Below are 25,012 nucleotides of genomic sequence, written 5' to 3'. Positions count from 1 at the left end.
GATGTTGTTTAGCGTCGCGCTTCGCGCGAGCTCGACGAGAGCGATTCCTCGAGCGCGGCGACGCCGGCCGGCAGATCGACCTTGATGCCCAGGTCGCACATCGTGCGGCCCAGGGCGTGCACGGTGCGAAAGAGGTTGTGCTCGCGGCACTGCTCGCCCATCTGGCCGATGCGTACGATCGGGAGTCCGAATGACCCCGCAATCTCGACCTGATATTGCTGGGAGATGTGATTGCAGACCTCGCGCGCCGTGGCGCCCTCGGGCAGCGCGATGCCGACCACGGAATTCAGGCGGCAGGCTTGCGGCGTATACAGCGCAAGCCCCAGCGCGCTCACGCCGCTTTGCAGCGCAAGCGAACAACGCAGATGGCGCGCAAAGCGCTTTTCCAGCGTTTCCGTGCAAACGAGGCGCAGCGCTTCATGCAAGGCAAGCACGCCCGAAACCGGCGCGGTGTAGTGGTAACCGGCGTTGTGCCAGAAGTTCTCGGCGAGCATTGCGTCGAGGCACCAGTGCGTGTTCGGCGCGGTGCGCGTGCGCACGCGCTCCCAGGCGGCGTCCGAAAAGGCGATCAGCGAAACGCCCGGAATCGACGAGAGACCCTTTTGGCCGCCCGTGATGACGACGTCGATGCCCCAGGCGTCCATTTCGAGCGGCATGGTGCTCAGCGTGCACACGGCGTCCACCACCACGAGCGCGCCGGCCGCCTTGGCGAGCTTGACGATTTCCTTGAGGTCGCGGTTCCACACCGTGTTCGACGTTTCGCCGTGCACGATCGTGACCACAGCGGGGCGTGTGCGCTCGATGGCTTGCGCCACGGCTTCGAGCGAGGCGATTTCGCGGTCGGCCACGTCGAGCGTCGTGACCTCGGCGCCCACGCGGCGCGCCATTTCGGCCATGCGCTGGCTGAAGAAGCCGTTGACGATGGAGAGCACGGGCGTGCCGGACCACGCGAGGTTCGACACGGCCATTTCCATGGCGGCCGAGCCTGGGCCCGCCACGCCGAGCACCCAGTTCGAGCGGGTCTGGAACACGTAGCGCGCCATCGTCTTCACCTGAGTAATGACGCGCGCCATGGTGTCGCCGAGGTGATTGATGACGACGGTGTTGGCCTTGGCCACGGCATCGGGAATCGGCACGGGGCCCGCGCCCATCATGAGCAGCGGTTCCTCGGGCAGGATGCGGTCGAGCGTGTCGACGAGGGGGCAAGGGACGGGCGCGGCCTCGGCCGCTGCCGCCGCTGTGCGCGTAGTGGCCAGCGGATCGGGGTGGAGCGCGTTGTCGTTCATCTTGGGTACCTGGTTCGGCGTGGAAGGGTGTGAAAGCGGTCTGCGTTGGCGCGCGATTGCGGCGCTATCGACCAGTGTTGTGCGGCGCGGCGGCGCTGGCCATGTACAGTTGGGCGGAAATCCGCTGAACAGTGGTTAGGGCGGCGCTGCGGCGTTCGGGCCACCGCCCTATAATCGAACGCATCGCCAGATAATGCAAGGAAGACAGCGCATGTCGCAATTCGCCGTGGACAATCCGTTTCTCGAAACGCTCGGTGTGAGCGTCGCCGAATGGCGCGAGGGCTATGCCGAACTCGTGATGCCCATCGACGCCTCGAAGCTCAACCGCCAGGGCGTGCTGCAAGGCGGCGCGATCGCCACGCTGCTCGACGCGGCGGCCGGCTACGCCGGGCTATTCGCGGAGGCGGGGCAGCCCAAGCGCCACGGCTTCACGCTCTCGCTCACCACCAACTACCTCGACAAGGGGCTCGGGCAGTTCGTGCGCGCGAAAGGCTTTCTGGAGCGCGGCGGCCGTTCGATCTTCTTTGCGCGTTCGGAGGCATGGGTGGACGACCTCCTGCTCATCGCAAGCGCGCAGGGGACGTTCAAGTACGCGAAAACCTCCTGACGCCTCCTGATGACTTTTGGTGCCGCATTCGATGCATTGAAGCGGAGTCCGAAATAATCGCGTAAATCGGCGAACGCCCGCTGCCTCGTTCGAGGCGGCGGGCGTTTTGTGCGTCGCCGGCAGGCGTTTAGCCGAGCAGCAGCGCGTCGTCGTCGAGCTTCTCGTGGCGGTTCTGCTCGAACATGCGCAGCAGGTCCGGCACGTCGAGGCCGCGGCGCGCTTCGCCCGACACGTCGAGCACCACCTGTCCCTGGTGCAGCATGACCGTGCGCTGGCCGTAATCGAGCGCCTGGCGCATGCTGTGCGTGACCATCATGGTTGTGAGCTTCGACTCCTCCACGATGCGCGCGGTGAGTTCCAGCACGAACGCGGCCGTTTTCGGGTCGAGCGCCGCCGTGTGCTCGTCGAGCAACAGAATGCGCGAAGGCTGAAGCGACGCCATCAGGAGACTCACTGCCTGGCGCTGCCCGCCCGACAGCAGGCCGATGCGGTCGGCCAGACGATTCTCCAGACCCAGATTCAGCAGGCTCAGCTTCGCGCGAAACAGTTCGCGGTCCTGCTTTTTCAGCGCGGGGCCGAAGCCGCGCCGCTTGCCGCGCGCCATGGCGAGCGCCATGTTTTCTTCGATGGTGAGCGCCTCGCAGGTGCCGGCCATCGGGTCCTGGAACACGCGTGCAACGAGCGGCGCGCGGTCCCAGGCCTGTTTTTTCGTGACGTCCTGACCGTCGATCGTGATCGTGCCGCTATCCACCATCTGATCGCCGCTGATCGCGTTGAGGAAGGTGGACTTGCCTGCGCCGTTCGAGCCGATCACGGCCACGAACTGGCCGGTGGGGATCTCGAGGTTCAGGCCGCGCAGCGCGCGCGTTTCGATCGGCGTGCCGGGGTTGAAAGTCAGTTTGAGGTCTTTGGCGCTGAGCATTTCATGCCCTCCCGTTCTTGCGGCCGAACAGCTTCTTGCGCGTGGCGGGCAGCACGAGCGCCACGGTCACGAGCACGGCGGTGACGAGATTCAGGTCCTGCGCTTTCAGGCCGATGAAGTCGCTATTGAGCGCGAGCGCAATGAAGAAGCGATAGAGAATCGCGCCGAGCACGGCGGCGAGCGTCGTGAGCACGAGCCGGCGCGCAGGCAGAATGCTTTCGCCAATGATCACGGCGGCAAGCCCGATCACGATGGTGCCGATGCCCATGGAAATATCCGAGCCGCCCTGGGTTTGCGCGAAGAGGGCGCCGGCCAGCGCGACGAGCGCGTTCGAAAGCGCCATGCCCGCGAGCGTCGCGCGGCCCGTGGCGATGCCCTGGGCGCGCGCCATGCGCGGATTCGCACCGGTCGCGCGCAGCGCGAGCCCGTACTGCGAGGAGAAGAACCAGTCCAGGCCGAACTTCGCGGCCAGCACGACGACCAAAAGCGCGAGCGGGCGCAGCACGTAGTCGGGCAGCCACGCGGGCTGGATCATCGTGAAGACCGTGGCTTCGGAAATGAGCGGGATGTTCGGTGCGCCCATCACGCGCAGGTTGATCGAATAGAGCGCGATCATCATCAGGATGCTCGCGAGCAGATCCATGATTTTCAGGCGCACGTTGAGCCAGCCCGTGATGAAGCCGGCGATTGCGCCCGCAACGATCGCGCAGGCCGTGGCGACGAACGGATCATGACCGGCCGCGATCAGCGTGGCCGCCACGGCGCCGCCCAGCGGAAAGCTGCCGTCGACGGTGAGATCGGGAAAGTTGAGGATGCGAAACGAAATCAGCACCCCGAGGGCCACAAGGCTGAAGATCAAGCCGATCTCGAGCGCGCCCAGAAGCGAGTAGAGGGACATGGGGAAGAATCCTGTTGCGGTCTCCGGCCGACGTATGCCGGAGTCGGCGCACGGCGCGCGCCTCGATGAAGGCGGCGCGCCGTTGCGCTCGGGGTGGCCTTTATCGGGCCTTGCTTGTTACTGCGTGTACTGCGTGGATTGCCGGCGCGCCCGCGCACACAACCTGCGAAGCAGGAGAAAAGCGGGCGAGAGCGCGAGCGCGGCTTACTTCACGACCGTGGTCGCTTCCTTGAGCAGGTCGGCCGAGAGCGTCACGCCTTGCTTCTGCGCGGCGGCGGGGTTCACGAACAGTTGCAGCTTGCTGCTGGTTTCGGAGGCGATCGCGCCGGGCTTCTCGCCCTTGAGAATGCGCACGACGACCTTGCCCGTTTGATGGCCGAGATCGCCGTAGTCGATGCCGAGCGCCGCGATGGCGCCGCGCTTCACGCTGTCCGTGTCGGAGGCGACGAGCGGGATCTTCGCGTCGTTGGCGACCTTCACGAGCGCTTCGTAGGCCGAAACCACGTTGTTGTCGGTGTTCGTGTAGATCACGTCGACCTTGCCGATCAGGCTCTTGGCGGCCGGGCCGATGTCCACGGTGCGCGGCGCGGCGGCTTCCTTGAGCGTCATGCCCTGTTGTGCGAGCAGTTCCTTGAGCGCCTTCACGACCACGACCGAATTTGCCTCGCCGGGGTTGTAGACCATGCCGACCGTCTTCGCGTTGGGCACGACGCGCTTGATGAGCGCGACCTGCTTGTCGAGCGGCAGCTTGTCGGACACGCCGGTGACGTTCGTGCCGCTAGGCGACCACGTTTTCACGAGCTGCGCGGCTACCGGGTCGGTCACGCCCGAGTACACCACGGGCACGCTTTTCGTTGCGGCAACAACGGCTTGCGCCGAGGGCGTGGCGATCGCGACGATCGCGCTCGGGTTATCGCCCACGAACTTGCGCGCGATCTGCGCGGCGGTGCCCGTGTTGCCTTGCGCGCTCTGGTATTCCCACTTGAGGTTCTTGCCCGCGTCGTAGCCGGCGGCCTTGAGTTCGTCGCGCACGCCGTCGCGGATCGCGTCGAGCGCCGGGTGCTCGACGATCGAGATCACTTCGACGGTGGCGGTTTCGGCGGCGCGCGCGGCGCCCGAGGTCAGCGCGAGCGCGGCGGTGCCGGCGATCAGGGAAACGGTGGCGGCAATGGCTGCCTGCTTGAAGGTCTTCATTCTGTTTGATCTCCCCCGAATGTTCGGTTCTTGACGGTGTGGCCGCGCTGCGGCGTGCGCCGTAGTGGTGCATGCGCGTGACAGCGAGGGAGCGAGGATACCACCGACCTTTGCGCGTCTGGAACGCCGTGCCGGGCTGGTGAGGCGGGCGCGCGACGGTCGCGGGAGGATTAATTCGAGATTACCCGATCCGATTATGAGAAAAATCGGCGCTGAGACGGAAGTTTTCTCGATTTCGGATGGGAAAGTGGCGATGTGAGCGAGATCTGTAGTTATGGATTGTTGGCGATTAATCCAGGAATTCTATTTTAATATGATTGTAATATTTGTTCTTGTGGATCAATGACTTGGCGCATTTTGCATTTAGGGTTTCCCCGATTTTATTTTGTGGTGTGTATTGGATTTTTCGGGGGAGTGGATGTGTTTGATATTTATTGTACGGTGTCAATTTATTAATTGGATGGTCTTCGATATAAAAATCGCGCTCCAGTACATCTTAAAATCAAAAATAACACCATTCCGTACATCCGCGCCAGCCGGGCCTCAGCCCGTCGCGGCTGGCCTTGCACCCATCTGAAACCCCATTTTCCTGAATATTTTCAAGCGCTTTGACACATTACCCTCAATTGATCAATGTCAATACTCCCAGCGATATCGGAAAAAACCCTTGGTTGCGGCGCAATTGGATTATTGATAGCATCCGCGGGTCGCTGATTCAGCCCGGACCACCTTTCCGGTACGAATTGCAGCGAACGGGGCAGGCGGATAGCTTGCGCAACAGAGTCTGTAACTCAGCAGTCTCTCCGAACTCAGCCGCCTACCAGGGCGCTGATACACGCCGGGCCCCGTCACGTCTTTTCTATGGTGCTCGTCGTGGTTGTTCCCCATTGAGTGTCATTGGGGTGCTGTTCGTTTGCGCAGGTCATGCCGTTTGTCCGGTTGACCCGAAAACAATCGAGGAGCTCCTGATGACGTTGTCCCGCCTTAACCGCCTTACCTCCGTTTCCGTGGCCGCCGCGCTGCTCGCCTTTGGTGCAAGCGCTCACGCCGACACCGTGAAGATCGCCATCGCCGGCCCGTTCAGCGGCCCGGTCGCCCAGTACGGCGACATGGTCAAGGCGGGCGCCCTGACCGCGATCGAGCAGATCAACGCCGCTGGCGGCGTGAACGGCAACAAGCTCGAAGCCGTCCTCATGGACGACGCGTGCGAGCCGAAGCAAGCCGTCGCCGTTGCCAACAAGATCGTTTCGCAGCACATCCAGTACGTGGTCGGCCACGTTTGCTCGGGCTCGACGATTCCCGCTTCGGACATCTACGAAAACGAAGGCGTCGTGATGGTCACGCCGTCGGCTACCGCCCCGCAGCTCACCGAAGGCAAGAAGCGTCAGTTCATCTTCCGCACCATCGGCCGCGACGACCAGCAAGGTCCGGCAGCCGCCGCCTACATCATCAACAAGGTCAAGCCGAAGAAGGTTGCGATCCTGCACGACAAGCAGTCGTATGGCCAGGGCATCGCCACGTCGGTCAAGGCCGCGCTCGACAAGGCGCACATTCCCGTTGTCGTGTTCGAAGGCATCAACGCCGGCGATTCGGACTACTCGGCAGTCGTCACGAAGCTCAAGGCGCAAGGCGTGGACTTCGTCTACTTCGGCGGCTATCACCCGGAAATGGGCCTGCTCATGCGCCAGTCGCGTGAACAGGGCGTGAAGGCTACGTTCATGGGACCGGAAGGCGTGGGCAACAAGGACGTGACGGCGATCGCCGGCCCGGCCTCGGAAGGCATGCTCGTCACGCTGCCCGCCGACTTCGCAGCGGACCCCGCCAACGCCAAGCTCGTGAAGGCATTCGCCGACGCGAAGCGCGACGCGAACGGCCCGTTCCAGATGCCGTCGTACGCCGCGGTCGAAGTGATCGCCGACGGCATTGCGGGCGCGAAGAGCACCGACCCGACCAAGGTTGCCGCCTACCTGCACAAGAACGCGTTCAACACGCCGATCGGCAAGGTGGAATATGACGCACAGGGCGACCTGAAGTCGTTCCGCTTCGTCGTCTACACGTGGCACAAGGACGCCACCAAGACCGCCGCGAACTGATCCCCGCGCTGCAAGCCGCAAACGCCCCGCCTGACGCGGCGGGGCGTTTTTCAAGGCGGTTGTGCGCGCAACGATAAAAAGGGTTAGTCCGGTTCCAAAGGTCTCTCATCGGCTTCACGGCCGCGGGGCTTACGCATGAATGATTTTCTTCCTCAGTTCACCCAGCAGCTCGTCAACGGGCTCACGCTGGGTGCGATCTATGCGCTGATCGCCATCGGCTACACGATGGTCTACGGCATCATCGGCATGATCAACTTCGCTCACGGCGAGATCTACATGATCGGCGCCTATGTGGGCCTCGTCACGCTCACGGCCATCGGCACCTCGGCGGGTTATCCGCTGCCGCTCGTGCTGGGCGCGGCGCTCATCGTCTCGGTGCTCGTCACCGGGCTCTACGGTTTCGCGGTCGAGCGCGTGGCGTATCGGCCGCTGCGCGGCGGGCCGCGCCTCGTGCCGCTCATCTCCGCGATCGGCATGTCCATCTTTCTGCAAAACTACGTGCAGATCGGGCAGGGCGCGCGCGACGTTTCGGTGCCGCAGCTCATTTCCGGCGCGCTCGACTTCAACATGGGCGGCAACTTCGAAGTGACGATTCCGTACGCGCGCATGCTGATCGTCGGCGTGACGCTCGTGCTCATGATCGCGCTCACGCTGTTCATCTCGCGTTCGCGCATGGGTCGCGCGTGCCGCGCCTGCGCGGAAGACATGAAGATGGCCAACCTGCTCGGCATCGACACGAACCGCGTGATCTCCTTCACGTTCGTGCTCGGCGCGATGCTCGCGGCCGTGGGCGGCGTGCTGATCGGCCTGACCATCGGCAAGCTCAATCCGTATATCGGCTTCATCGCGGGCATCAAGGCGTTCACGGCCGCCGTGCTGGGCGGCATCGGCAGCATTCCGGGCGCGATGCTCGGCGGCGTGCTGCTGGGCCTCGCTGAAACGCTCGCCTCGGGCTACATGCCGGCCGAGTACAAGGACGTTGTCGCCTTCGGCCTGCTCGTGCTCGTGCTGCTGTTCCGTCCCACCGGCCTGCTCGGCAAGCCGGACGTCGAAAAGGTGTGAGGTCGATATGAGCCAAACTGTTTCGGTTCGCGCGGCCAGCAATAGCGCACAGGGTCCGACGTCGTCGCAATCGGTGAAGGGCGCGTTTGCCGCCGCCGTCGCGACCATCATTCTCACGGCGCCCATTCTCGGCCTGCAACTTACGCTCGACGGCTACCAGGTCGTGCTACAGCAACACTGGCGCCCCGTGTGGATCGCGGCCGCCGTGGTGTTCGTGTTCCAGCTCGTCAAGCCGATGTTTGTGCGCGCAACGAGTGGCGTTCGCCTGCCCAAGGCGCCCGCGCTCGGCGCGCGCCAGCAGCGCGTGGCGATCTGGGTGCTGCTCGCGTTCGGCGCGGTGTTCCCGTTCCTCGGTTCGCGCGGCGCGGTGGACGTGGCCACGCTCGCGCTCATCTACGTGATTCTGGGTCTTGGCCTGAATATCGTGGTGGGCTTCGCGGGCCTGCTCGATCTCGGTTACGTGGGCTTTTACGCGGTGGGCGGCTATACGTATGCGCTGCTCAACCAGTACTTCGGCTTCACGTTCTGGGAATGCCTGCCGCTCGCGGCGATTGCCGCGGCCACGTTCGGCTTCCTGCTGGGCTTCCCGGTGCTGCGCCTGCGCGGCGATTATCTCGCCATCGTCACGCTCGGCTTCGGCGAAATCATTCGCCTGCTGCTCAATAACCTCACGAGCATCACGGGCGGCCCGGACGGCATTTCCAGCATTCCCAAGCCCACCGTGTTCGGCTTCGAAATGGCCCGCCACGCGAGCGTGGAAGGCGCGAAAACGTTCAACGAACTGATCGGCCTCGAGTACAGCGGCGAGCACATGGTGATCTTCCTGTACCTGCTCGCGCTCGTGCTGGTGGCGTTTACGCTGTTCGTGACGAGCCGCCTGCTGCGCATGCCGATGGGCCGCGCATGGGAAGCGCTGCGCGAAGACGAGATCGCGTGCCGCTCTCTGGGCCTGAACCCCACGCGCGTCAAGCTCTCGGCGTTCACGCTGGGCGCGTCGTTCGCGGGTCTGGCCGGTGCGTTCTTCGCGGCGCGCCAGGGGCTCGTCACGCCCGAGTCGTTCACCTTCATCGAATCGGCGCTGATTCTCGCCGTGGTGGTGCTGGGTGGCATGGGCTCGCAACTGGGTGTCGTGCTCGCCGCAATCCTGCTCACCGTGCTGCCCGAAGTGGCGCGCGGCTTTGCCGAATACCGCATGCTGATCTTCGGTCTGGTGATGGTGCTGATGATGATGTGGCGTCCTCAGGGCCTCTTGCCCGCAAGCCGTCCGCACGTGGAGTTGCCGCAATGAGCGCACAAGCGTTGTTGAAAGTAGCGGGCCTGCAAATGCGCTTCGGCGGTTTGCTGGCCGTGGACGGCATCGACTTCGACGTGCGTCCGAACGAGGTGTTCGCGATCATCGGGCCGAACGGCGCGGGCAAGACCACGGTGTTCAACTGCGTGGGCGGGTTCTACAAGCCGACCGCGGGCGACATCGTGCTGGAAGGCCACGCCATTACCGGCCAGCCGAGCCATCAGGTCGCGCGCCGCGGCCTCGTGCGCACGTTCCAGAACATTCGCTTGTTCAAGCAGTTGACGGTGCTGGAAAACCTGATGGTCGCGCAGCACCTGAAGGTGAACCGCAACATGCTGAGCGGTCTCTTCGCGACGCCCGCGTACCGCCGCGCCGAGCGCGCCGCGCTCGAACGCGCCGCGTACTGGCTCGAACGCGTGGGCCTGAAGCCGGTGGCGAACCGCGAGGCGGGCACGCTTTCGTACGGCCATCAGCGCCGGCTCGAAATCGCGCGCTGCATGATTACCGATCCGCGCCTTCTGATGCTCGACGAACCGGCCGCCGGTTTGAATCCGCAGGAGAAGGTCGAGTTGCAGCAGATGGTGGATGGTTTGCGCAACGAGTTCGGAATCTCCGTACTCCTGATCGAACACGACATGAGCCTCGTGATGGGCGTGTCGGACCGCATTCTGGTGATGGAGCACGGCAAGCCGATCATGATCGGCAAGCCCGATGAAGTGCGCAACGACCCGCGCGTGATCAAGGCGTATCTCGGAGAGGACTGATGCTGAAGCTGGAAAAGGTCCATACCCATTACGGCGCGGTGGAAGCGCTGTCGGGCGTGTCGATCGAAGTGAACAAGGGCGAGATCGTTACGCTCATCGGCAGCAACGGCGCCGGCAAGACCACGCTCATGATGACCGTGTGCGGCACGCCGCGCGCGTCGTCGGGGCGCGTGACGTTCGAAGGTCAGGACATCACGCGCATGCCCACGCACGAAATCATGCGTCTGGGCATGGCGATCTCGCCGGAAGGGCGCCGCGTGTTTCCGAGCCTCACGGTGCTCGAAAACCTGCAAATGGGCGGCTTCTTCGCCTCGCAGCACGAAATCGATGCGGGCATCGAGCACGTGTTCAAGCTGTTTCCGCGGTTGAACCAGCGCGCGAAGCAGCGTGCGGGCACGATGTCGGGCGGCGAGCAGCAGATGCTCGCCATCGGCCGCGCGCTCATGAGCAAGCCGCGCCTGCTGCTGCTCGACGAGCCCACGCTCGGCCTCGCGCCCCTCGTGATCGCGCAGATCTTCGACATCATCCGCACGATCCGCGGGGAAGGCGTGACGGTGTTCCTCGTCGAGCAGAACGCGAACAAGGCGCTGCACGTGGCCGATCGCGGCTATGTGCTCGAAACGGGGCGCGTGGTGCTGGCGGACAGCGCCGACAACCTGCTGGCCAACGACAATATCAAGCGCGCGTATCTGGGCGGTTGATCGTTTGACGTGAGCCGCACAGCGGCCCGCGCAATCGGCGTTCATGGAACGCGGGTCGCGCGGGCCGTTTTCTTTTCAGCGGAATTCACGCCTCAATCGCCGCGCGCAATTGCGAGCTGCGCGATCAAACGCATCAACTCGGCCTGGCGGCGCGTGGCTGTTTTCGCGAACACATGGTGCAGATGCGTGCGCACGGTCGAAGGCAGCACCTGTAGCGTCTCGGCCACGTCCTTCGGGCTGAGTCCCTTGCCGACTTCGCAAGCCACGCGCGCTTGCGCGGGCGTGAGCCCGAACAGCGCGACGAGCCGCGTCTCCACGCCGCGCCGCGCCGCCTGCGGATCGATCACGATGAGCATGGCCGTGCCCGCGCGCGCACCGGGTGCGAGGTCGGCGTGCCGATGCGCGCCGAGCGGCGAGATCAGCACCTGGAGCGGCTCGTCGGGTGGCGGCCGGCTGATGAGCAGCGCGCCGCCGGCGCGCTCGCGCACGTCGTTGCCGGCCGCGCGTGCGATCAGGCCGCGCAACTGGTGCGTGGCCGCGGCCGTCGTCGCAGCGAGCGTGCCGTGTTCGCTGCGCAGCCCGGTCGCGCGCGCGAGCTGCGCTGTGGCGGCGCGGTTCGCGACGACGATGCGCGCGTTGGCGTCCACGATCAGCATGCCGTGGGCGAGGGCATCGAGCGCGTCGGCGCTCGCGTGTGCGCCGTCGTCGTGCGGGGCGGTGTGCTGTTGCACGCGCAACGCGTTGCGCACATGCGGCAGCAGGACGCGCAGCGCTTCGAGTTCGTCTTCGCCATAAAGACGCGCCTCGTGGCGCAGCGCGCCGAGCACGCCCGCCATGCCGTCTTCGCGCAGCACGTTGGCGAAGGCCACCGTATAGATGCGCTGCGGGCGCACCCATTCCTGCACGAAGGCGCTGCGCGCGTGGCTGTCCTGCGGGCGGATCATCGTGTCGGTCACGAGCGTGCCCGCGGGCCAGCGGCGCGCCTGCGGCACGAGCGGATCGTCGGCGCCGTAGTGCTGCGCGTACGAGCGGGCGAACGAGGCGTCGATGCCCTGCCAGCGCTCCAGCGTGAATGCGCTCTGGGGAGGCAGCACGGTGAGATTCACGTGTTGCGCGCCAATGTGCCGGGCGATGCGCTCGCATACGCCGGGCCAGCGCCGTGCGTCGAAACCGGCGTCGTAAATCGCATCGATCAGGCGGCCGGTCTCGTTCGGGTCGTTGCGCTTTCCATACGTCGACGGTTGTTTGGCGGTCGCGGCGTGTGCGCCCGTATCGGGCCCCATGATGGTCTCCAGGCGGAATCTGTAACGGCGTTGGCCTAAAGGGCCATGTGGCGTTGCAACGCAGCGGGTCGCTCTCGATGCGCGAAACCACGTTTGCAAACGGCGGACGAGAGGGGATGCGCTGCAACATCCCGATCCGTCTGACTTCAATGAATAGTCGATTAAACCTACGAATCGCTTTCACGAAAGCCATTTCGACTTTCCGTTACATCGGATGCATTTCGGATACTGGACAAGCGCGCCGCGCTCACGATAATTGAGCGTCCCATTTGAGACGCGCCGCACGGGGCCAGGCGGCGCGCGTCGCGGACTTCGTCGCAAGAGCGAAGCGCGGCATGGCGGCGAATCAGTGAAACCGGAGAGTCTTTGGATGTCTGAAGAGTACGAAGTGCATGGGCCGCACGACCACGCGGTCGAACACGCCGCGGCGGGCCATGGCGGGCACGGTGAGAGCGATCCGTTCCCCGGCCGCATGGCCGTGATGACGGCGATTCTCGCGTCGATCGGGGCGATTTTTGCGTATCAGAGCGGCAATAGCGAGAACCTGGCGCTCTATTACAAGAACGAAGCGGCAATTCATAAAACCGAAGCCGCGAATCAATGGGCCTACTATCAGGCCAAGGGCGAGAAGCAGAATCTCGCGGAACTGGGCGCGCAACTGTCCGCGCTCGCGCCGAACTCCGCCGACGCGCAGCGCCGTTTCGCAAGCGACGCGGATCGCTATCGCCAGCAGAAGGAGCCGATCCGCGCGAAGGCCGAGGCGCTCGAAAAAACCGTCGAGCAGGACGACGCGCTAAGCGAGCAACTGCTGCACGGCCATCATCGCTGGGCGCAGTCCACCACGCTCATTCAGATCTCCATCGCGCTCACGGCGATTACGCTGCTGACGCGGCGCCGCTGGCTCCTGAATATTTCCGTGGGCGTGGGCGTCGTGGGCGTCGCGATGGGCGCGTGGGCGTTTTTCGGCGGTTGAATTCACGTCGATGCCGCGGTGGCGTCACGCGGTGGCCATGAAGAAGGGCGGCGAGTCCGCCCCATCACCCGCCGCACACGATCGCCGTGAGCAGCAAGGGCACGACGGACTGCACCGTCGCGTCGCTATTGGCCTCGCGCACGCGCGAGCGCACCGTTTCCGCCGGAGCGGACACCACCACGCCATAAAGCGGCGAGGCGATCTCCTTGCCCGCGCCGCGCCTGAAGAGCGTGTCGTCGCGCTCGTAACCCAGCACCACGTAAATGGGAAAGCCGAACGCGCTCAGGCGGTTGCCGTGCACGGGACGAAACGCGTTGACCGAATTGGCCTCGACGCGGCTGGGCTGGGGGTCGATTGACTTTTCGTCGATGAGTGACGAAATGAAGGTGTGAGGGTTGGATTTGCAGTCGAACTGTTCGTCGCGGGTGCTGCTTTGCGCGTGCGCGAGCAGCGGGACCAGCAGGGCGGCGAGTGCGGCAATGGCGGCCCACAGCGAGGTGGCCGGAAACGTGAAAACCACGGATATTTGGCGCTTGGTCATGGCTAGGAGCAGCAATGCCGCTGAAGACCGCTTGACTCTATTCGACACCCAGCGTGCGTTCACGTTCAAGCGTCGCGGCACAAAAATTGCGGCGGATGTGCGCGTACGCACATCCGCGTTTCGAAAACGGCGGGGTTACAGCATCGACTTCGCCTGGCTCAGGATCTTGTCGCACACCTGCTTGGTGGCCGCCTCCTTGAGGCCGCCGCCCGAGAGGTCGAGCTGCTGGCCGTTGCCCGCGGTGAGAATGCCGCTCGTGCCCTGGGTGTAGCCGCTATCGGTCGAACTGGCGCCGCCGGGCAGCTTGCCGAGCAGCGAGTCTTTCACGTTGCTTGCAGCGTCGGCATTCAGGTAATTGTTCTTGATGCAGTACTGAAGCAGGCCCGTGACATTGCCGAGACTGTTCGACGTGAGCGACGGCGCCGAAAGCGAGCTGCCAAGCCCGCCCAGATTGCCGAGCGCGCCCTGTGCCGAACCGCTGTTGCCGCCGCCCTGGTTGAGCAGGTTGCCGAGTTGGGCCTGTGCGGTGCCCCACGGGGTCAGCAGCGCGAGGGTCAGGGTGGCGAGCAACGCAGTGGCGATGCGCGGTGCAGACGTTTGCATACACGAGTCTCCGTGGTGGTCAGTGCCTTCTTACTATAGACGGATTCGTTTTTGCGCTTTCGCTGCATGGCGCAATACGCGCGCGCCAATCGGGCGGAAAAGCGGCATGCGAGTCGAGGGACCACGGGAGATAACGATAAAAAGAAGCGATTTGCCAGCTTCAATGCCGGCTGCATAAACGTTTCATCGCCATGTCATTTGTTGCGGGCACAACAATAGGCGCGGGTCGGCGAACGGGGGGGGCGCCGATGGTGCTCCGGATGCAAGTGGTATGCATGCGCGCGCGAGCGCGTGGCGGCGCGGGCAATCCGGATTTGCGCAACGAGCAAGCTGTTACAAGTGTATTGATCGCGTAAAGCTTCGTGTTTACAGGGCTTTTCTGGCGAGATTCACGCAGATTCAAGGTGTAGATTGTTTCTAACCGTAACACTTATTACGGCCCTCCTCATCGGCTGGTTTCAGGTGGTATGCTTCCTGCACAAATTCTCCCCTGCACGAGTGAGACCACGTTTTTTGCGTCAATAGCGTGAAAAAACGCACTGCCAGAGTGCGTCCGGCGACGCAAATGAACACGTCATATAAGCATATGGTGCAACCGAGCTAGCCAACGCGGACAGCAAGATCCGCGAGCGAGTGCTCCGTCACAGCAGCCCCGGTCCGGCTGCGTGGAGAACAGCATGAATTTCGATGAACTGAGCGACGACGAGTGGATGCAGGTGTCTTCGCTCGTATCCGATGAACCCCCTATCAGACTCAATCGCCGCGGCCGCCCCCGCGCCGAGCCGCGAGTCGTGGCCAATGCCGTCCTGTGGATCCTGACGACCGGTGAGTCGTGGTCGCGCCTGCCCGCGCGTTATCCGTCCGGGCCCACCTGCCGCCGTCGTTTCGAGGAGTGGCACGTGAGCGGCACGCTGATCGAACTGGTCGAGCTGCTGTCGCAGCGCGGGCGCAAGTTTATTTACGTGCCCCAACCGGCGCAGGCCGACGCGCAACCCGTTGTGGTCGCCGCCGAGGAAGTTGCCGAGGACGACGGCCAGCCGGCCGTGTACTGGAAAAGCCCGGAAGCCTGGCAGGCGCCCGCCGCGCTCGCCGACGCACCGCTGGCCGATCCCATGGAAAGCATGATGCGGCAGCTCTCGGGCGGCGAACCGGCATTGCCGGCTTCGTTCGCTTCGCCCGCAACGACCGCAACGCGTCCCCAGGGCGACGCGACGCATGCGCCTGCGCGCATTGGCAAGCCCGCGTCCGGCCGTGCGATCTCGCGTGAAGAGCGCCGCGCCCATGCGCCGGGTGGAGCCGTGCAGGTCGCCGAATGGCGTGGCTTCACGATGAGCCTGACCGTGCAGCCCGTGCGCAACCGCATGTTTCGTGCGGCCGTGGAAATCCTCAAGGACGGCAAGCGTCTCGAACGCTCGGGCCTGATCGGGCCGCCGTTCCAGGACCGAGAAGCCGCGCGCAATTTCGCCTACGACTGGGGGCGCGAATGGGTCGAGCGCGAGTGCCCGCCTACAGGCACGGGCACTGCGACGCCCGGCGATCTGCACGGCGCTTCTCATCTCGACGGCTCACAAAGCGCGTTGCCGCACACGGGCCAGTCAGGCCTGAACGTCACGCGGGGCGACCCGTCGAATGCCGTCGTGAAGCGCGCGTTGCCCGCCGCCGTGCCCGGCAGCGTGCGCCATGCGCCCGTGCAGCGTTACAGCGCCACGAGCACGCTGCTCACCGGCAGCGAAGGTCGTGACGCCACCACCTCGGCTTCGGGCTCCGCCGAACGCCGCCCCTTCGGAACGCGCTATCGCACGCTCGTGCGTTGACGCGGCGCGGCCGCGCGCACGGAGCGCGCAGCCTTTCTTCATCGTTTCACTCACTGCCTGCCGTACTGATCGTCGAGACGCACGATATCGTCTTCGCCGAGATACGAGCCCGACTGCACCTCGATGATTTCGAGCGGCATCTTGCCCGGGTTTTCCAGCCGATGCGACACGCCAAGCGGGATGTACGCGGATTCGTTTTCCGAAACGATGAAGCGTTCCTCTCCGCGCGTGACGAGCGCCGTGCCGCGCACGACGACCCAGTGCTCGGCGCGGTGGTGATGCATCTGTAGCGAGAGGCGCGCGCCCGGCTCGACCACGATGCGCTTCACCTGGAAGCGCTCGCCGCTGTCGACGCTGTCGTAGTGCCCCCACGGACGATGCACGAGACGGTGCGCCACGGCTTCCGTGCCGCGTTCCTGCTTCAGGCGCTGCACGACCTTCTTCACGTCCTGCGCGCGCGAGCGGTCGGCCACGAGCAGGGCGTCGGCGGTTTCCACGATCACGAGATCCTTCGTGCCGAGGCAGGCCACGAGGCGGCCGTCCGAGTGCGCGAAGGTATCGCTCGCGCCTTCGAACATCACGCGGCCGTGCGCGACGTTGCCTTCGTCATCCTTCGGCGACACTTGCCACACGGTGTCCCACGAACCGAGGTCGGTCCAGCCGGCCGTGAGCGGCACGACCACGCCGCTCGCGACCGACGGGTCGCCGGCGAGCGGCTCCATCACGGCATAGTCGATCGAGTTCGAAGGCGAGCGTTCGAACGCTTCGCGATCGACACGGAAGAAGTCACCATCGGCCTTGCCGTGCTCGATCGACTCCGCGCACGCCGCGTAAATGGCGGGCTGGAAGTGGCGAATCGCCTTGAGCCACGTCGAGGCGCGCACGATGAAGATGCCGCTGTTCCACCAGTAGCGCTGCGAAGCGACGTACTGCTGGGCCAGTTCGAAATAGGGCTTTTCAACGAAGCCGTTGAGGCGTCGCGCGCCATTGGGCTCGGCGCTCGCGAGCGGCTCGCCCACGTGAATGTAGCCATAGCCCACTTCGGGGCGGGTGGGCACGATGCCCATCGTCACGATCTGACCGTTGGCCGCGTGGCGCACGCCTTCGGCCACGGCGCTCTGGAACGCATCGAGGTCGGCGAGCGCATGGTCGGCTGGCATCACCACGAGAATGCCGTCCTCGTGCTGCGCGACCACCTGCATGGCGGCGATCGTCAGCGCGGGCGCCGTATCGCGGCCCGCGGGCTCGAGAATCAGCCGTGCGCGTTTGCCCGCCGCGCGAACCTGTTCGGCGGTGGTGAAACGATGTTCTTCATTGCAGACGATCAGCAACTGCTCGGCGAGCGTTACGCGTTCGGCGAGCGCATCGAGGCGCCCCGCCGTGTTGGCGAGCAGCGACTGCTCGCCAACGAGGTTGATCATCTGCTTGGGATATTGCTCGCGCGACAGTGGCCACAGCCGCGAGCCCGCGCCGCCGGCGAGCACCACAGGACATACCTGCAATGCGTTACGCGTCTCGGCACGCGTGCTCGACGCTTTCGCCGATGCCGTTGCGGAACCCGTATCCGTCATTTCGCTCTCCTGTAAAAGGTATCGGTGCTGAGATTTGTAGCATGCTTAAAATCGTCATAAATAGAGTCGTAAAGAAGAAAACGGAAAATATTCGGATTAAATTTAAATCATCGCTCCGTCATGCAGGAATTTCGATAAAAAATCGAATAAAAATACCGGCTGAAGGGTGCTGAAATTCTAGTCAGAACCCGAATCGAGATGCCGGTTCAGGAAAAATCTGCTGGATTTGGCGGGCCGGTGAGCCAATGCAGGAGCCGATTCCGGCAATCTTTGCCGAAAAAAATCACTCAAAAATGACCTCGGACGGGCGATACATTTGGAGATACTTTTGAGTCTTGCGGCCGGAATTTTTATCGCGCTTTATTAGGGTTTATTCGGATCAGAATTAGCGGCGCCAGTCGATTGCAGTCGATTCCCGGCGACGTTCTCCCAGAAACTTCGAAGCAGTCGGCCATGACTTGCAGTGCGTGGCCGTGTTTCTTTTTTTAACCCGAGGTGCCGGACATGCTCAGCGTTCTAGCCAGAATCTTCGACGTTGCCGCCATCGCAGCCGGCGCGCTGCTCGCAGCCGCCTTGCACCGCGGCCAGCTCTCGCCGCTCACCGACGCGGAAAGCGTGGCGCTCGCGTTCAACTGTGTGCTCGCCATCTGGATGTTCCCGGCGTTCGGCATCTACAAGTCGTGGCGCGGCAAGTCGCTCTACAGCCTCTTTGCGCGCGTGTGCGCCGCCTGGCTGGCGGTGGAGGGCACGGGCATCCTGCTCAGCTTCAGCGTGCACCGCGCCGATTCGCTCTCGCGCCTGTGGCTCGCGTACTGGGTCGTCGCTTCGGTCGCGCTGCTGATCGTTTCGAAGGCGCTCGTGCACATGGTGCTGCGTGGCATCCGTCGCGAGGGCTACAACCAGAAGGCCGTGGCCGTGGTGGGCGGCCCGCGTTACGGGCGCTTCCTCATCGAGCACATGCGCTTCCATCCGGAGGCGGGCTTTCACCCGGCGCTCGTGTTCGACGAGGACAGCGACGCCGACGGCGCGGCCGCGATCGACGGCGTGCCCGTGGAGCGCAACCTGCAAGCCATGCTCGAATTCGTGCGCGAGAAGGAGGTGCGCGAACTGTGGCTCGCCCTGCCGATCACCAAGGAACGCACGATCCATCGCATCGTCACGGCCTTGCGCAACGACTTCGTGAATATCCGCTTCATCCCGGACGTGCGCAGCCTGTCGTTCTTCAGCCAGCCCGTGGTCGACCTGCTCGGCGTGCCGGCGATCAACCTCGCGGCCTCGCCGGTCACGGACCTGAGCGTGCTGCCCAAGCGCGTGTTCGACATCGTGTTCGCGGGCGGCGTGCTGGTCGCACTCGCGCCGTTGCTGGCGGCCATTTCGCTCGCCGTGAAGCTCACGTCGAAGGGTCCGGTGTTCTTCAAGCAGCGCCGCAAGGGACTGGATGGCAACGAGTTCGAGATCTACAAGTTCCGTTCGATGAAGGTCCACGCGGAAGTGGCCGGGCAGATCACGCAGGCGCGCCGCAACGATCCGCGCGTGACGCGCGTGGGCGCGTTCCTGCGCCGCACGAGCCTCGACGAGTTGCCGCAGTTCATCAACGTGCTCAAGGGCGAGATGTCGGTGGTGGGGCCGCGTCCGCACGCACTCGCGCACGACGACATCTACAAGGATCTCGTGCGCGGCTACATGGCGCGCTATCGCATCAAGCCCGGCATCACGGGCTGGGCCCAGGTCAACGGCTTTCGCGGCGAAACCGATCGCGTGGAAAAGATGCGCGACCGCGTGCGTTTCGATCTGCACTACATGCAGCACTGGAGCTTCGCGCTGGACCTGCGCATCGTGGCGATGACCATGTGGAAGGGTTTCGCCGGACAAAACGCATATTGAGGTGAAGCGAGCGCGCGCGCTTTCGATGTGGCTTGCGTGCGCCACGCTTCGCATGGAACGAAGAACCAATCACTTTTGAGGTGGGCATGAATCTGACGATCATTGGCAGCGGTTATGTGGGTCTCGTAACGGGCGCGTGTCTTGCCGACATTGGCAACGACGTGTTTTGCCTCGACGTCGATGCGCGCAAGATCGACCTGCTCAATCAGGGCATCGTGCCGATTCACGAGCCGGGCCTGAAGGAAATCATCGAGCGCAACGTGCGTGCGCGCCGGCTCACGTTCTCGACCGACGTGGAAGCGGCGGTCGCGCACGGCGACGTGCAGTTCATCGCCGTGGGCACGCCGCCCGACGAAGACGGATCCGCCGATCTGCAATACGTGCTGGCGGCGGCGCGCAACATCGGCCGCCACATGAAGGGCTTCAAGGTGGTGGTGGACAAGTCCACGGTGCCCGTGGGCACGGCCGCGCTCGTGCACGACGCGATGGCTTCCGAACTGCGCAAGCGCGGCGAGACCCACATGTTTTCGGTGGTGTCGAACCCCGAGTTCCTGAAGGAAGGCGCGGCGGTGGACGACTTCGCTCGGCCCGACCGCATCGTGCTCGGCTGCAACGACGACGTGCCGGGCGAGCGCGCGAAAGAGGTGATGAAGCGGCTCTATGCGCCGTTCAACCGCAATCACGAACGCACGCTCTACATGGACGTGCATTCGGCCGAGTTCACCAAGTACGCGGCCAACGCCATGCTCGCCACGCGCATTTCGTTCATGAACGAACTCGCGAATCTCGCCGACCGCGTGGGCGCCGACATCGAGGCGGTGCGCCGCGGCGTGGGCTCCGACCCGCGCATCGGCTACGACTTCCTCTACGCGGGCTGCGGCTATGGCGGCTCGTGCTTCCCGAAAGACGTGAAGGCGCTCATGCGCACCGCCGAGGACTTCGGCGAACCGCTGCAAATCCTGCGCGCCGTGGAGTCCGTCAATGAAGCGCAGAAGCAGGTGCTCGCGCAGAAGATCGTCACGCGCTTCGGCTCCGACCTCACGGGCCGCACGTTCGGCGTCTGGGGTCTCGCGTTCAAGCCGAACACCGACGACATGCGCGAGGCGCCGAGCCGCACGCTCATCGCCGAACTGCTCGCGCGCGGCGCCACGGTCAAGGCTTACGACCCGGTTGCGACCGCCGAGGCGCAACGTGTTCTCGCGCTCGACCTCGCGCACGCGCCGCAACAGCAAGCGCGGCTGTCGTACGTGAACGACGCAATGGAAGCAGCGAGCGGCGCCGACGCCGTTGTGGTCGCAACCGAATGGAAGGTGTTCAAGGCACCCGACTTCGAAACGCTCAAGGCGCAACTGAAGATGCCTATCGTGTTCGACGGCCGCAACCTCTATGACCCGCCCGCGTTGCAGGAGCTCGGCATCGAATACCACGCCGTGGGCCGGGCGAGCGCGACGCAGGCAAGCCGCGCGCGCGCCGAAAGCGCCGCGACGACTCAGGCGCTGGCCTGAGCGCACCGGGATCACCCGCATCGCGCCAGGTACAGCTCAGGGAAAGGAAGGGAGTCACGCGACCATGATCAAGGACGTGCTCATCGTCTGCCACGCCAACGTCTGCCGCTCGCCAGCGGCGGAGCAGCTTTTTCGCGCCCGCCTGCGCGAACAGAAAGGCTTGCGGGCGGGCGCGTTTCAATCGGCGGGCCTGCGTGCGCGTGACGGCGACGACATGGACCCCGTGATGCAGTGGCTGTTGGCCGAGCGCGGCCTGGAGGTGGGCAAGCACCAGTCGCGCCGCCTCACGAAGCACCTCGTGCGCTCGGCCGACCTCGTGCTCGTGACCGAGCGCCGCCAGGTCGCCGACGTCGAGCGCATTGAACCGACGGCGCGCGGCAAGGTGTACGCGCTGGGTAACTGGGAGAACTCTGATGTCGCCGATCCGCATGGGCTCCATGAGTCCGCGTATCGCGAGAGTCTCGAATTGATGGATCGTATGGTTAAGGGATGGCTGAGCCGAATATGCCAATGAATAAACTGAAACTGACCGCGGTGGTCGCGTTGAGCGCCTTCGTTTCCGCGTGCGCAACGGCGCCCGGCAACTATCTCGACACGTCGAGCCTGAAAGAACAGCCGAACAACCAGCCGCAGCAACAATTCAACGTCGAGCTCATCACCCAGCAAGTCGTGTTGCAGCAGGCGCAGGCGGCAGCCGCCGCACCGAAGGCGGCGCTGCCGCCCTCGAAGTTCACGAACAGCGCCGACTACGTCTATCACATCGCGCCGCAGGACATTCTCGGCGTGACCGTGTTCGACCACCCGGAACTTTCCACGCCGCAGGGCTCGACGTTCTCCACGGGCGGCAACACCACGCAGACGGTGGGCCAGGCGCTCACGCAGCCCTATACCAATGCGCTGCCAGGGCAAGCCGACCCGTACGGGCAGACCGTGGCCAAGGACGGCACGATCTTCTTCCCGTTCGTGGGCCGCATCATGGCCGCGGGCAAGACGCCCGGCCAGATCCGCGACCAGCTCGCCGCCGGCCTCGGCCCGTACGTGAAGAACCCGCAGGTGGACGTGCGCGTGCTCGCCTATCGCAGCCAGAAGGTGCAGATCACAGGCGACGTGAAGACGCCGGGTCCGCTTTCCATGAGCGACGTGCCGCTCACGCTGGTGGACGCCATCACGCGCTCGGGCGGCACGACCGACAGCGCCGACATCAACCGCGTGCGCCTCACGCGCGGCGGCAAGCTCTATGTGCTCGACGCGAACCGCATGCTCGACGGCGGCGACTCGACCCAGAACGTGCTGCTTCAGGACGGCGACGTCATCAATATTCCGGATCGTTCGGATAGCAGAATATTCGTGATGGGTGAAGTGAAGACGCCGTTGCAGACCAACCTCATTCGCGGCAACCTCACGATCGCCGATGCGCTCACCCAGGCGGGTGGCATTCTCGACACCGACGCGAACCCGCGCCAGATCTTCGTGATGCGCGGCATGAAGGACAACCCGACGCAGCCCGAGATTTACCGGCTCGACATGACCAAGCCCGACGCGATCATGCTTTCGTCGCAATTCCAGCTCAAGCCGCTGGATGTGGTGTACGTGGGCACGGCCGCTTCGACGACCTTCAACCGTGTGTTGCAGCAGGTGCTGCCGACCATCCAGACCGTCTTCTATCTGAAGCAGATCGCGAAGTAATTGCGTGATGAACCAGCCTCAAGAGAAGACGCAGGAGCAACACCTAAACAACGGGATTGAATCGTGACCATACAAGCCAATAGCCAGGCGGCCCCGGCGGCCCGCACCGAGGAAGAGGACGTTGTCCTCGGCCAGTTGCTGCGCGTCATCATCGACGACATCGGCTGGCTCATCGCGATCGCGGCGGCGGTGATCGCCATGGCCGTGTTTTACTGCTTCATCGCCAAGCCGGTTTACACGGCCGACACCCAGGTGCGCGTGGAGCCCTCCGACTACACGTCGCAGGCCCTCACGCAAACGCAAACGGGCGCGAACATCAGCTCCGGATCGTCGACGGGCAGCCTGCCCACCGACGCCGAGATCCAGATGATCAAGAGCCGCAGCGTGGTCGAGCCGGTGGTGCGGCAGTTCAAGCTGAACACCGTCGTCTCGCCGGTCACGCTGCCCGTGATCGGCAGCCTCTCCGCGCGTCTTGCGACGCCGGGCACGCCCTCGCGCCCGTGGTTCGGCCTGAGCAACTGGCTGAGCAACTATGCGTGGGGCGGCGAAGTCATCAAACTCGACTCGATCGAAGTCTCGCCCGAACTGGAAGGCAAGAAGCTCACGCTCACCGCGCTCGATAACAACCGCTACGTGATCTCGACGCCGGACGGCGCGCGCGTGCTCGAAGGCTCGGTCGGCCAGGTCGAGCAGGGCGGCGGCGTGAAGCTGCTCGTGAACCAGCTCACGGCGCGCCCCGGCACGCGCTTCACCGTCGTGCGCATGAACGACCTCGACGCGATCAGTGCATTCCAGAACGCCATTCAGGTGCAGGAGCAGGGCAAGCAAACGGGCGTGATCGACATCTCGCTCGAAGACAACGACGCCGAGCACGCGGCCATGGTCGCGAATGCGGTGGCGCAGTCGTACCTGCGTGAACACGTGGCGACCAAGCAGGCCGATGCGAGCAAGATGCTCGACTTCCTGCGCAGCGAACAGCCGCGCCTGAAATCCGACCTCGAGAACGCCGAAGCGGCGCTCACGGCTTACCAGAGCAAGTCGGGCTCGATCAACGCAAGCGACGAAGCGAAGATCTATCTCGACGGCAGCGTGCAGTACGAACAGCAGATTTCGGCGTTGCAGTTGCAGATTGCCTCGCTGCAACAGCGCTTTGGCGACCAGCATCCGGTGCTGATCGCGGCGCGCCAGCAGTTGGCCCAGTTGCAAGGCGAGCGCGCGAAGTACGACACGAAGTTCCGCGACCTGCCGGCCACCGAAGTGAAGGCCGTGCAGTTGCAGCGCGACGCGAAGGTGGCGGAAGACATCTACGTGCTGCTGCTCAACCGCATTCAGGAGCTTTCGGTGCAGCGCGTGGGCACGGGCGGCAACGTGCACATCGTCGACCCGGCCTTGCGCCCCGGTAAGCCCTCGAAGCCGAAGAAGCTGCTGATCGTCTCGGCCGCCTCGCTGCTCGGCATCATTCTCGGCACGGGCTTCGTGCTCATGCGCCGCAACATGTTCAAGGGCATCGTCGATCCGGACCAGATCGAGCGCTCGTTCCAGCTTCCCGTGTACGGTCTCGTGCCGCTTTCGGCGGAACAGACCGCGCTCGAAAAGCGCGGCCCGGTGCGCGGCGGCACGCGTTTGCGTGAAGTGCTCGCCAACGCGCGTCCCAAGGACCTCACGGTCGAAAGCCTGCGCAGCCTGCGCACGTCGCTTCAGTTCAGCGTGATGGACGCGCGCAATCGCGTAGTCATGCTGACGGGTTCGGTGCCCGGTGTCGGCAAGAGCTTTCTCACCGCCAATCTCGCCGTGCTGCTCGCGCATTCGGGCAAGCGCGTGCTGATGATCGACGGCGACATGCGCCGCGGCGCGCTCGAACGCCATCTGGGCGGCCCGCAGGAAAACGGCTTCTCCGAGCTGCTCTCGGGGCAGATCTCGCTGGACGAAGCCATTCGCGCGACCGAAGTGGACAACCTGCACTTCATCTCGTGCGGCCGCCGTCCGCCCAACCCGTCCGAGCTGCTGATGTCGCCGCGCCTCGGCCAGTACCTCGAAGGGCTTTCGAACCGCTACGACGTGCTGCTCATCGACTCGCCGCCGGTGCTGGCCGTGACCGACGCCGCCATCATCGGCGGTCACGCGGGCTCGACCTTCCTCGTGCTGCGCTCGGGTCTGCACACGGAAGGCGAGATTGCCGACGCGCTCAAGCGGTTGCGCAACGCGGGCGTGCGCGTGCAGGGCGGCGTGTTCAACGGCGTGCCGCCGAGCACGCGCGGCAGCTACGGCTATGGCTACGCGAACGTGCGCGAGTACCTGAGCACCTGAGGCCCCTGACGCATATGACGCACATGC

Annotated in this window: 21 protein-coding genes; 13 read left to right on the top strand and 8 right to left on the bottom strand. The window is 64.6% G+C overall.

The features are described from left to right. Positions 1-8: 8 nt before the first annotated feature. Complete coding sequence (locus C7401_RS01375; protein ID WP_112169512.1) at positions 9-1,286, bottom strand: pyridoxal-phosphate-dependent aminotransferase family protein; 1,278 nt, start codon at positions 1,284-1,286, stop codon at positions 9-11. A 211-nt stretch (positions 1,287-1,497) separates the two neighbouring features. Here C7401_RS01375 and C7401_RS01370 point away from each other — a divergent pair, with 211 nt between their 5' ends. Then, positions 1,498-1,893 (top strand): PaaI family thioesterase, encoded by a 396-nt coding sequence (locus C7401_RS01370; protein ID WP_112169510.1) that lies wholly within the window; start codon positions 1,498-1,500, stop codon positions 1,891-1,893. A 127-nt stretch (positions 1,894-2,020) separates the two neighbouring features. On the opposite strand, the gene C7401_RS01365 is transcribed toward C7401_RS01370, so the two are convergent. From C7401_RS01365 to C7401_RS01355, 3 genes are all read right to left on the bottom strand, one after another. After that, entirely contained in the window at positions 2,021-2,815 is a 795-nt protein-coding gene (locus tag C7401_RS01365; protein WP_112169508.1) for an ABC transporter ATP-binding protein, read from the bottom strand. A gap of 1 nt (position 2,816) precedes the next feature. After that, a complete protein-coding gene (locus C7401_RS01360; protein WP_112169506.1) occupies positions 2,817-3,713 on the bottom strand; it encodes an ABC transporter permease in 897 nt (298 codons plus the stop codon). Positions 3,714-3,917: 204 nt separating this feature from the next. Next, positions 3,918-4,907, bottom strand: a complete 990-nt coding sequence (locus C7401_RS01355) for an ABC transporter substrate-binding protein (RefSeq protein ID WP_112169504.1) — start codon at positions 4,905-4,907, stop codon at positions 3,918-3,920. A 968-nt stretch (positions 4,908-5,875) separates the two neighbouring features. Between C7401_RS01355 and C7401_RS01350 the strand changes: the two genes are divergently transcribed. The 5 genes from C7401_RS01350 (at position 5,876) to C7401_RS01330 (ending at position 10,818) form a co-directional block, all read left to right on the top strand. Further along, positions 5,876-7,000, top strand: a complete 1,125-nt coding sequence (locus C7401_RS01350) for a branched-chain amino acid ABC transporter substrate-binding protein (protein ID WP_112169502.1) — start codon at positions 5,876-5,878, stop codon at positions 6,998-7,000. 135 nt (positions 7,001-7,135) lie between these two features. Beyond that, positions 7,136-8,062, top strand: coding sequence for a high-affinity branched-chain amino acid ABC transporter permease LivH (gene livH, locus C7401_RS01345; RefSeq protein WP_112169500.1), 927 nt, complete (start codon positions 7,136-7,138; stop codon positions 8,060-8,062). Positions 8,063-8,069: 7 nt separating this feature from the next. Continuing rightward, positions 8,070-9,350, top strand: coding sequence for a high-affinity branched-chain amino acid ABC transporter permease LivM (locus tag C7401_RS01340; RefSeq protein ID WP_112169498.1), 1,281 nt, complete (start codon positions 8,070-8,072; stop codon positions 9,348-9,350). Further along, positions 9,347-10,117, top strand: a complete 771-nt coding sequence (livG, locus tag C7401_RS01335) for a high-affinity branched-chain amino acid ABC transporter ATP-binding protein LivG (RefSeq protein ID WP_028203113.1) — start codon at positions 9,347-9,349, stop codon at positions 10,115-10,117. Before C7401_RS01340 ends, livG begins: the two co-directional genes overlap by 4 nt. Then, positions 10,117-10,818 (top strand): ABC transporter ATP-binding protein, encoded by a 702-nt coding sequence (locus C7401_RS01330; protein WP_112169496.1) that lies wholly within the window; start codon positions 10,117-10,119, stop codon positions 10,816-10,818. The genes livG and C7401_RS01330 overlap by 1 nt, the downstream gene beginning before the upstream one ends. Positions 10,819-10,910: 92 nt before the next feature. On the opposite strand, the gene C7401_RS01325 is transcribed toward C7401_RS01330, so the two are convergent. Next, complete coding sequence (locus C7401_RS01325) at positions 10,911-12,101, bottom strand: helix-turn-helix transcriptional regulator (RefSeq protein WP_112169494.1); 1,191 nt, start codon at positions 12,099-12,101, stop codon at positions 10,911-10,913. Between the two features lie 370 nt (positions 12,102-12,471). Here C7401_RS01325 and C7401_RS01320 point away from each other — a divergent pair, with 370 nt between their 5' ends. Beyond that, positions 12,472-13,074, top strand: a complete 603-nt coding sequence (locus C7401_RS01320; RefSeq protein WP_112169492.1) for a DUF4337 domain-containing protein — start codon at positions 12,472-12,474, stop codon at positions 13,072-13,074. Between the two features lie 64 nt (positions 13,075-13,138). Here the strand turns inward: C7401_RS01320 and C7401_RS01315 are convergent, their stop codons facing one another. Together C7401_RS01315 and C7401_RS01310 are read right to left on the bottom strand one after the other, a co-directional pair. After that, positions 13,139-13,615 carry a hypothetical protein gene (locus C7401_RS01315; RefSeq protein WP_112169490.1) on the bottom strand — a complete coding sequence of 159 codons (477 nt, stop codon included), beginning with the start codon at positions 13,613-13,615 and terminating at the stop codon, positions 13,139-13,141. A gap of 135 nt (positions 13,616-13,750) precedes the next feature. Continuing rightward, positions 13,751-14,218, bottom strand: coding sequence for a DUF2501 domain-containing protein (locus tag C7401_RS01310; RefSeq protein ID WP_112169488.1), 468 nt, complete (start codon positions 14,216-14,218; stop codon positions 13,751-13,753). A 677-nt stretch (positions 14,219-14,895) separates the two neighbouring features. On the opposite strand from C7401_RS01310, the gene C7401_RS01305 reads away from it, so the two are divergent. After that, on the top strand, positions 14,896-16,032 hold the full coding sequence (locus C7401_RS01305) for a DUF6566 family protein (protein ID WP_112169486.1): 1,137 nt from the start codon (positions 14,896-14,898) through the stop codon (positions 16,030-16,032). Between the two features lie 50 nt (positions 16,033-16,082). Here C7401_RS01305 and C7401_RS01300 read toward each other — a convergent pair whose 3' ends face one another. Beyond that, the gene (locus C7401_RS01300; RefSeq protein WP_112169484.1) at positions 16,083-17,603 is read right to left on the bottom strand and encodes a mannose-1-phosphate guanylyltransferase/mannose-6-phosphate isomerase; all 1,521 of its coding nucleotides are present in this window, start codon (positions 17,601-17,603) and stop codon (positions 16,083-16,085) included. Between the two features lie 504 nt (positions 17,604-18,107). On the opposite strand from C7401_RS01300, the gene C7401_RS01295 reads away from it, so the two are divergent. The 5 genes from C7401_RS01295 to C7401_RS01275 all read left to right on the top strand — a co-directional run bounded on the left by C7401_RS01295 (position 18,108) and on the right by C7401_RS01275 (position 24,985). Then, positions 18,108-19,487 carry an undecaprenyl-phosphate glucose phosphotransferase gene (locus tag C7401_RS01295; protein ID WP_112169482.1) on the top strand — a complete coding sequence of 460 codons (1,380 nt, stop codon included), beginning with the start codon at positions 18,108-18,110 and terminating at the stop codon, positions 19,485-19,487. An 86-nt stretch (positions 19,488-19,573) separates the two neighbouring features. After that, positions 19,574-20,992 carry a UDP-glucose dehydrogenase family protein gene (locus C7401_RS01290; protein ID WP_112169480.1) on the top strand — a complete coding sequence of 473 codons (1,419 nt, stop codon included), beginning with the start codon at positions 19,574-19,576 and terminating at the stop codon, positions 20,990-20,992. Between the two features lie 64 nt (positions 20,993-21,056). Beyond that, positions 21,057-21,506: an arsenate reductase/protein-tyrosine-phosphatase family protein gene (locus C7401_RS01285; RefSeq protein WP_112169477.1), complete on the top strand. Its 450-nt coding sequence runs from the start codon at positions 21,057-21,059 to the stop codon at positions 21,504-21,506. After that, entirely contained in the window at positions 21,503-22,678 is a 1,176-nt protein-coding gene (locus tag C7401_RS01280; protein WP_112169475.1) for a polysaccharide biosynthesis/export family protein, read from the top strand. The genes C7401_RS01285 and C7401_RS01280 overlap by 4 nt, the downstream gene beginning before the upstream one ends. A 60-nt stretch (positions 22,679-22,738) precedes the next feature. Continuing rightward, positions 22,739-24,985, top strand: a complete 2,247-nt coding sequence (locus C7401_RS01275) for a polysaccharide biosynthesis tyrosine autokinase (protein WP_372460344.1) — start codon at positions 22,739-22,741, stop codon at positions 24,983-24,985. Positions 24,986-25,012 lie beyond the last annotated feature (27 nt).

Origin of the sequence: Paraburkholderia unamae, from assembly GCF_003268775.1 — a bacterium.
GTDB classification, from domain to species: domain Bacteria; phylum Pseudomonadota; class Gammaproteobacteria; order Burkholderiales; family Burkholderiaceae; genus Paraburkholderia; species Paraburkholderia unamae.
Note: the sequence above shows the minus strand (reverse complement) of the source record. Positions and strands in the feature narration are given on the sequence as shown.

Bases quoted from the DNA above. Each gene is read 5' to 3' on its own strand.
- C7401_RS01355 (WP_112169504.1), bottom strand. From the start codon at position 4,907: ATGAAGACCTTCAAGCAGGCAGCCATTGCCGCCACCGTTTCCCTGATC.
- livH (WP_112169500.1), top strand. From the start codon at position 7,136: ATGAATGATTTTCTTCCTCAGTTCACCCAGCAGCTCGTCAACGGGCTC.
- C7401_RS01300 (WP_112169484.1), bottom strand. From the start codon at position 17,603: ATGACGGATACGGGTTCCGCAACGGCATCGGCGAAAGCGTCGAGCACG.
- C7401_RS01315 (WP_112169490.1), bottom strand. From the start codon at position 13,615: ATGACCAAGCGCCAAATATCCGTGGTTTTCACGTTTCCGGCCACCTCG.
- C7401_RS01310 (WP_112169488.1), bottom strand. From the start codon at position 14,218: ATGCAAACGTCTGCACCGCGCATCGCCACTGCGTTGCTCGCCACCCTG.
- C7401_RS01360 (WP_112169506.1), bottom strand. From the start codon at position 3,713: ATGTCCCTCTACTCGCTTCTGGGCGCGCTCGAGATCGGCTTGATCTTC.
- C7401_RS01340 (WP_112169498.1), top strand. From the start codon at position 8,070: ATGAGCCAAACTGTTTCGGTTCGCGCGGCCAGCAATAGCGCACAGGGT.
- C7401_RS01365 (WP_112169508.1), bottom strand. From the start codon at position 2,815: ATGCTCAGCGCCAAAGACCTCAAACTGACTTTCAACCCCGGCACGCCG.
- C7401_RS01285 (WP_112169477.1), top strand. From the start codon at position 21,057: ATGATCAAGGACGTGCTCATCGTCTGCCACGCCAACGTCTGCCGCTCG.
- C7401_RS01290 (WP_112169480.1), top strand. From the start codon at position 19,574: ATGAATCTGACGATCATTGGCAGCGGTTATGTGGGTCTCGTAACGGGC.
- C7401_RS01330 (WP_112169496.1), top strand. From the start codon at position 10,117: ATGCTGAAGCTGGAAAAGGTCCATACCCATTACGGCGCGGTGGAAGCG.
- C7401_RS01370 (WP_112169510.1), top strand. From the start codon at position 1,498: ATGTCGCAATTCGCCGTGGACAATCCGTTTCTCGAAACGCTCGGTGTG.
- C7401_RS01375 (WP_112169512.1), bottom strand. From the start codon at position 1,286: ATGAACGACAACGCGCTCCACCCCGATCCGCTGGCCACTACGCGCACA.
- C7401_RS01295 (WP_112169482.1), top strand. From the start codon at position 18,108: ATGCTCAGCGTTCTAGCCAGAATCTTCGACGTTGCCGCCATCGCAGCC.
- C7401_RS01325 (WP_112169494.1), bottom strand. From the start codon at position 12,101: ATGGGGCCCGATACGGGCGCACACGCCGCGACCGCCAAACAACCGTCG.
- livG (WP_028203113.1), top strand. From the start codon at position 9,347: ATGAGCGCACAAGCGTTGTTGAAAGTAGCGGGCCTGCAAATGCGCTTC.
- C7401_RS01305 (WP_112169486.1), top strand. From the start codon at position 14,896: ATGAATTTCGATGAACTGAGCGACGACGAGTGGATGCAGGTGTCTTCG.
- C7401_RS01350 (WP_112169502.1), top strand. From the start codon at position 5,876: ATGACGTTGTCCCGCCTTAACCGCCTTACCTCCGTTTCCGTGGCCGCC.
- C7401_RS01320 (WP_112169492.1), top strand. From the start codon at position 12,472: ATGTCTGAAGAGTACGAAGTGCATGGGCCGCACGACCACGCGGTCGAA.
- C7401_RS01280 (WP_112169475.1), top strand. From the start codon at position 21,503: ATGAATAAACTGAAACTGACCGCGGTGGTCGCGTTGAGCGCCTTCGTT.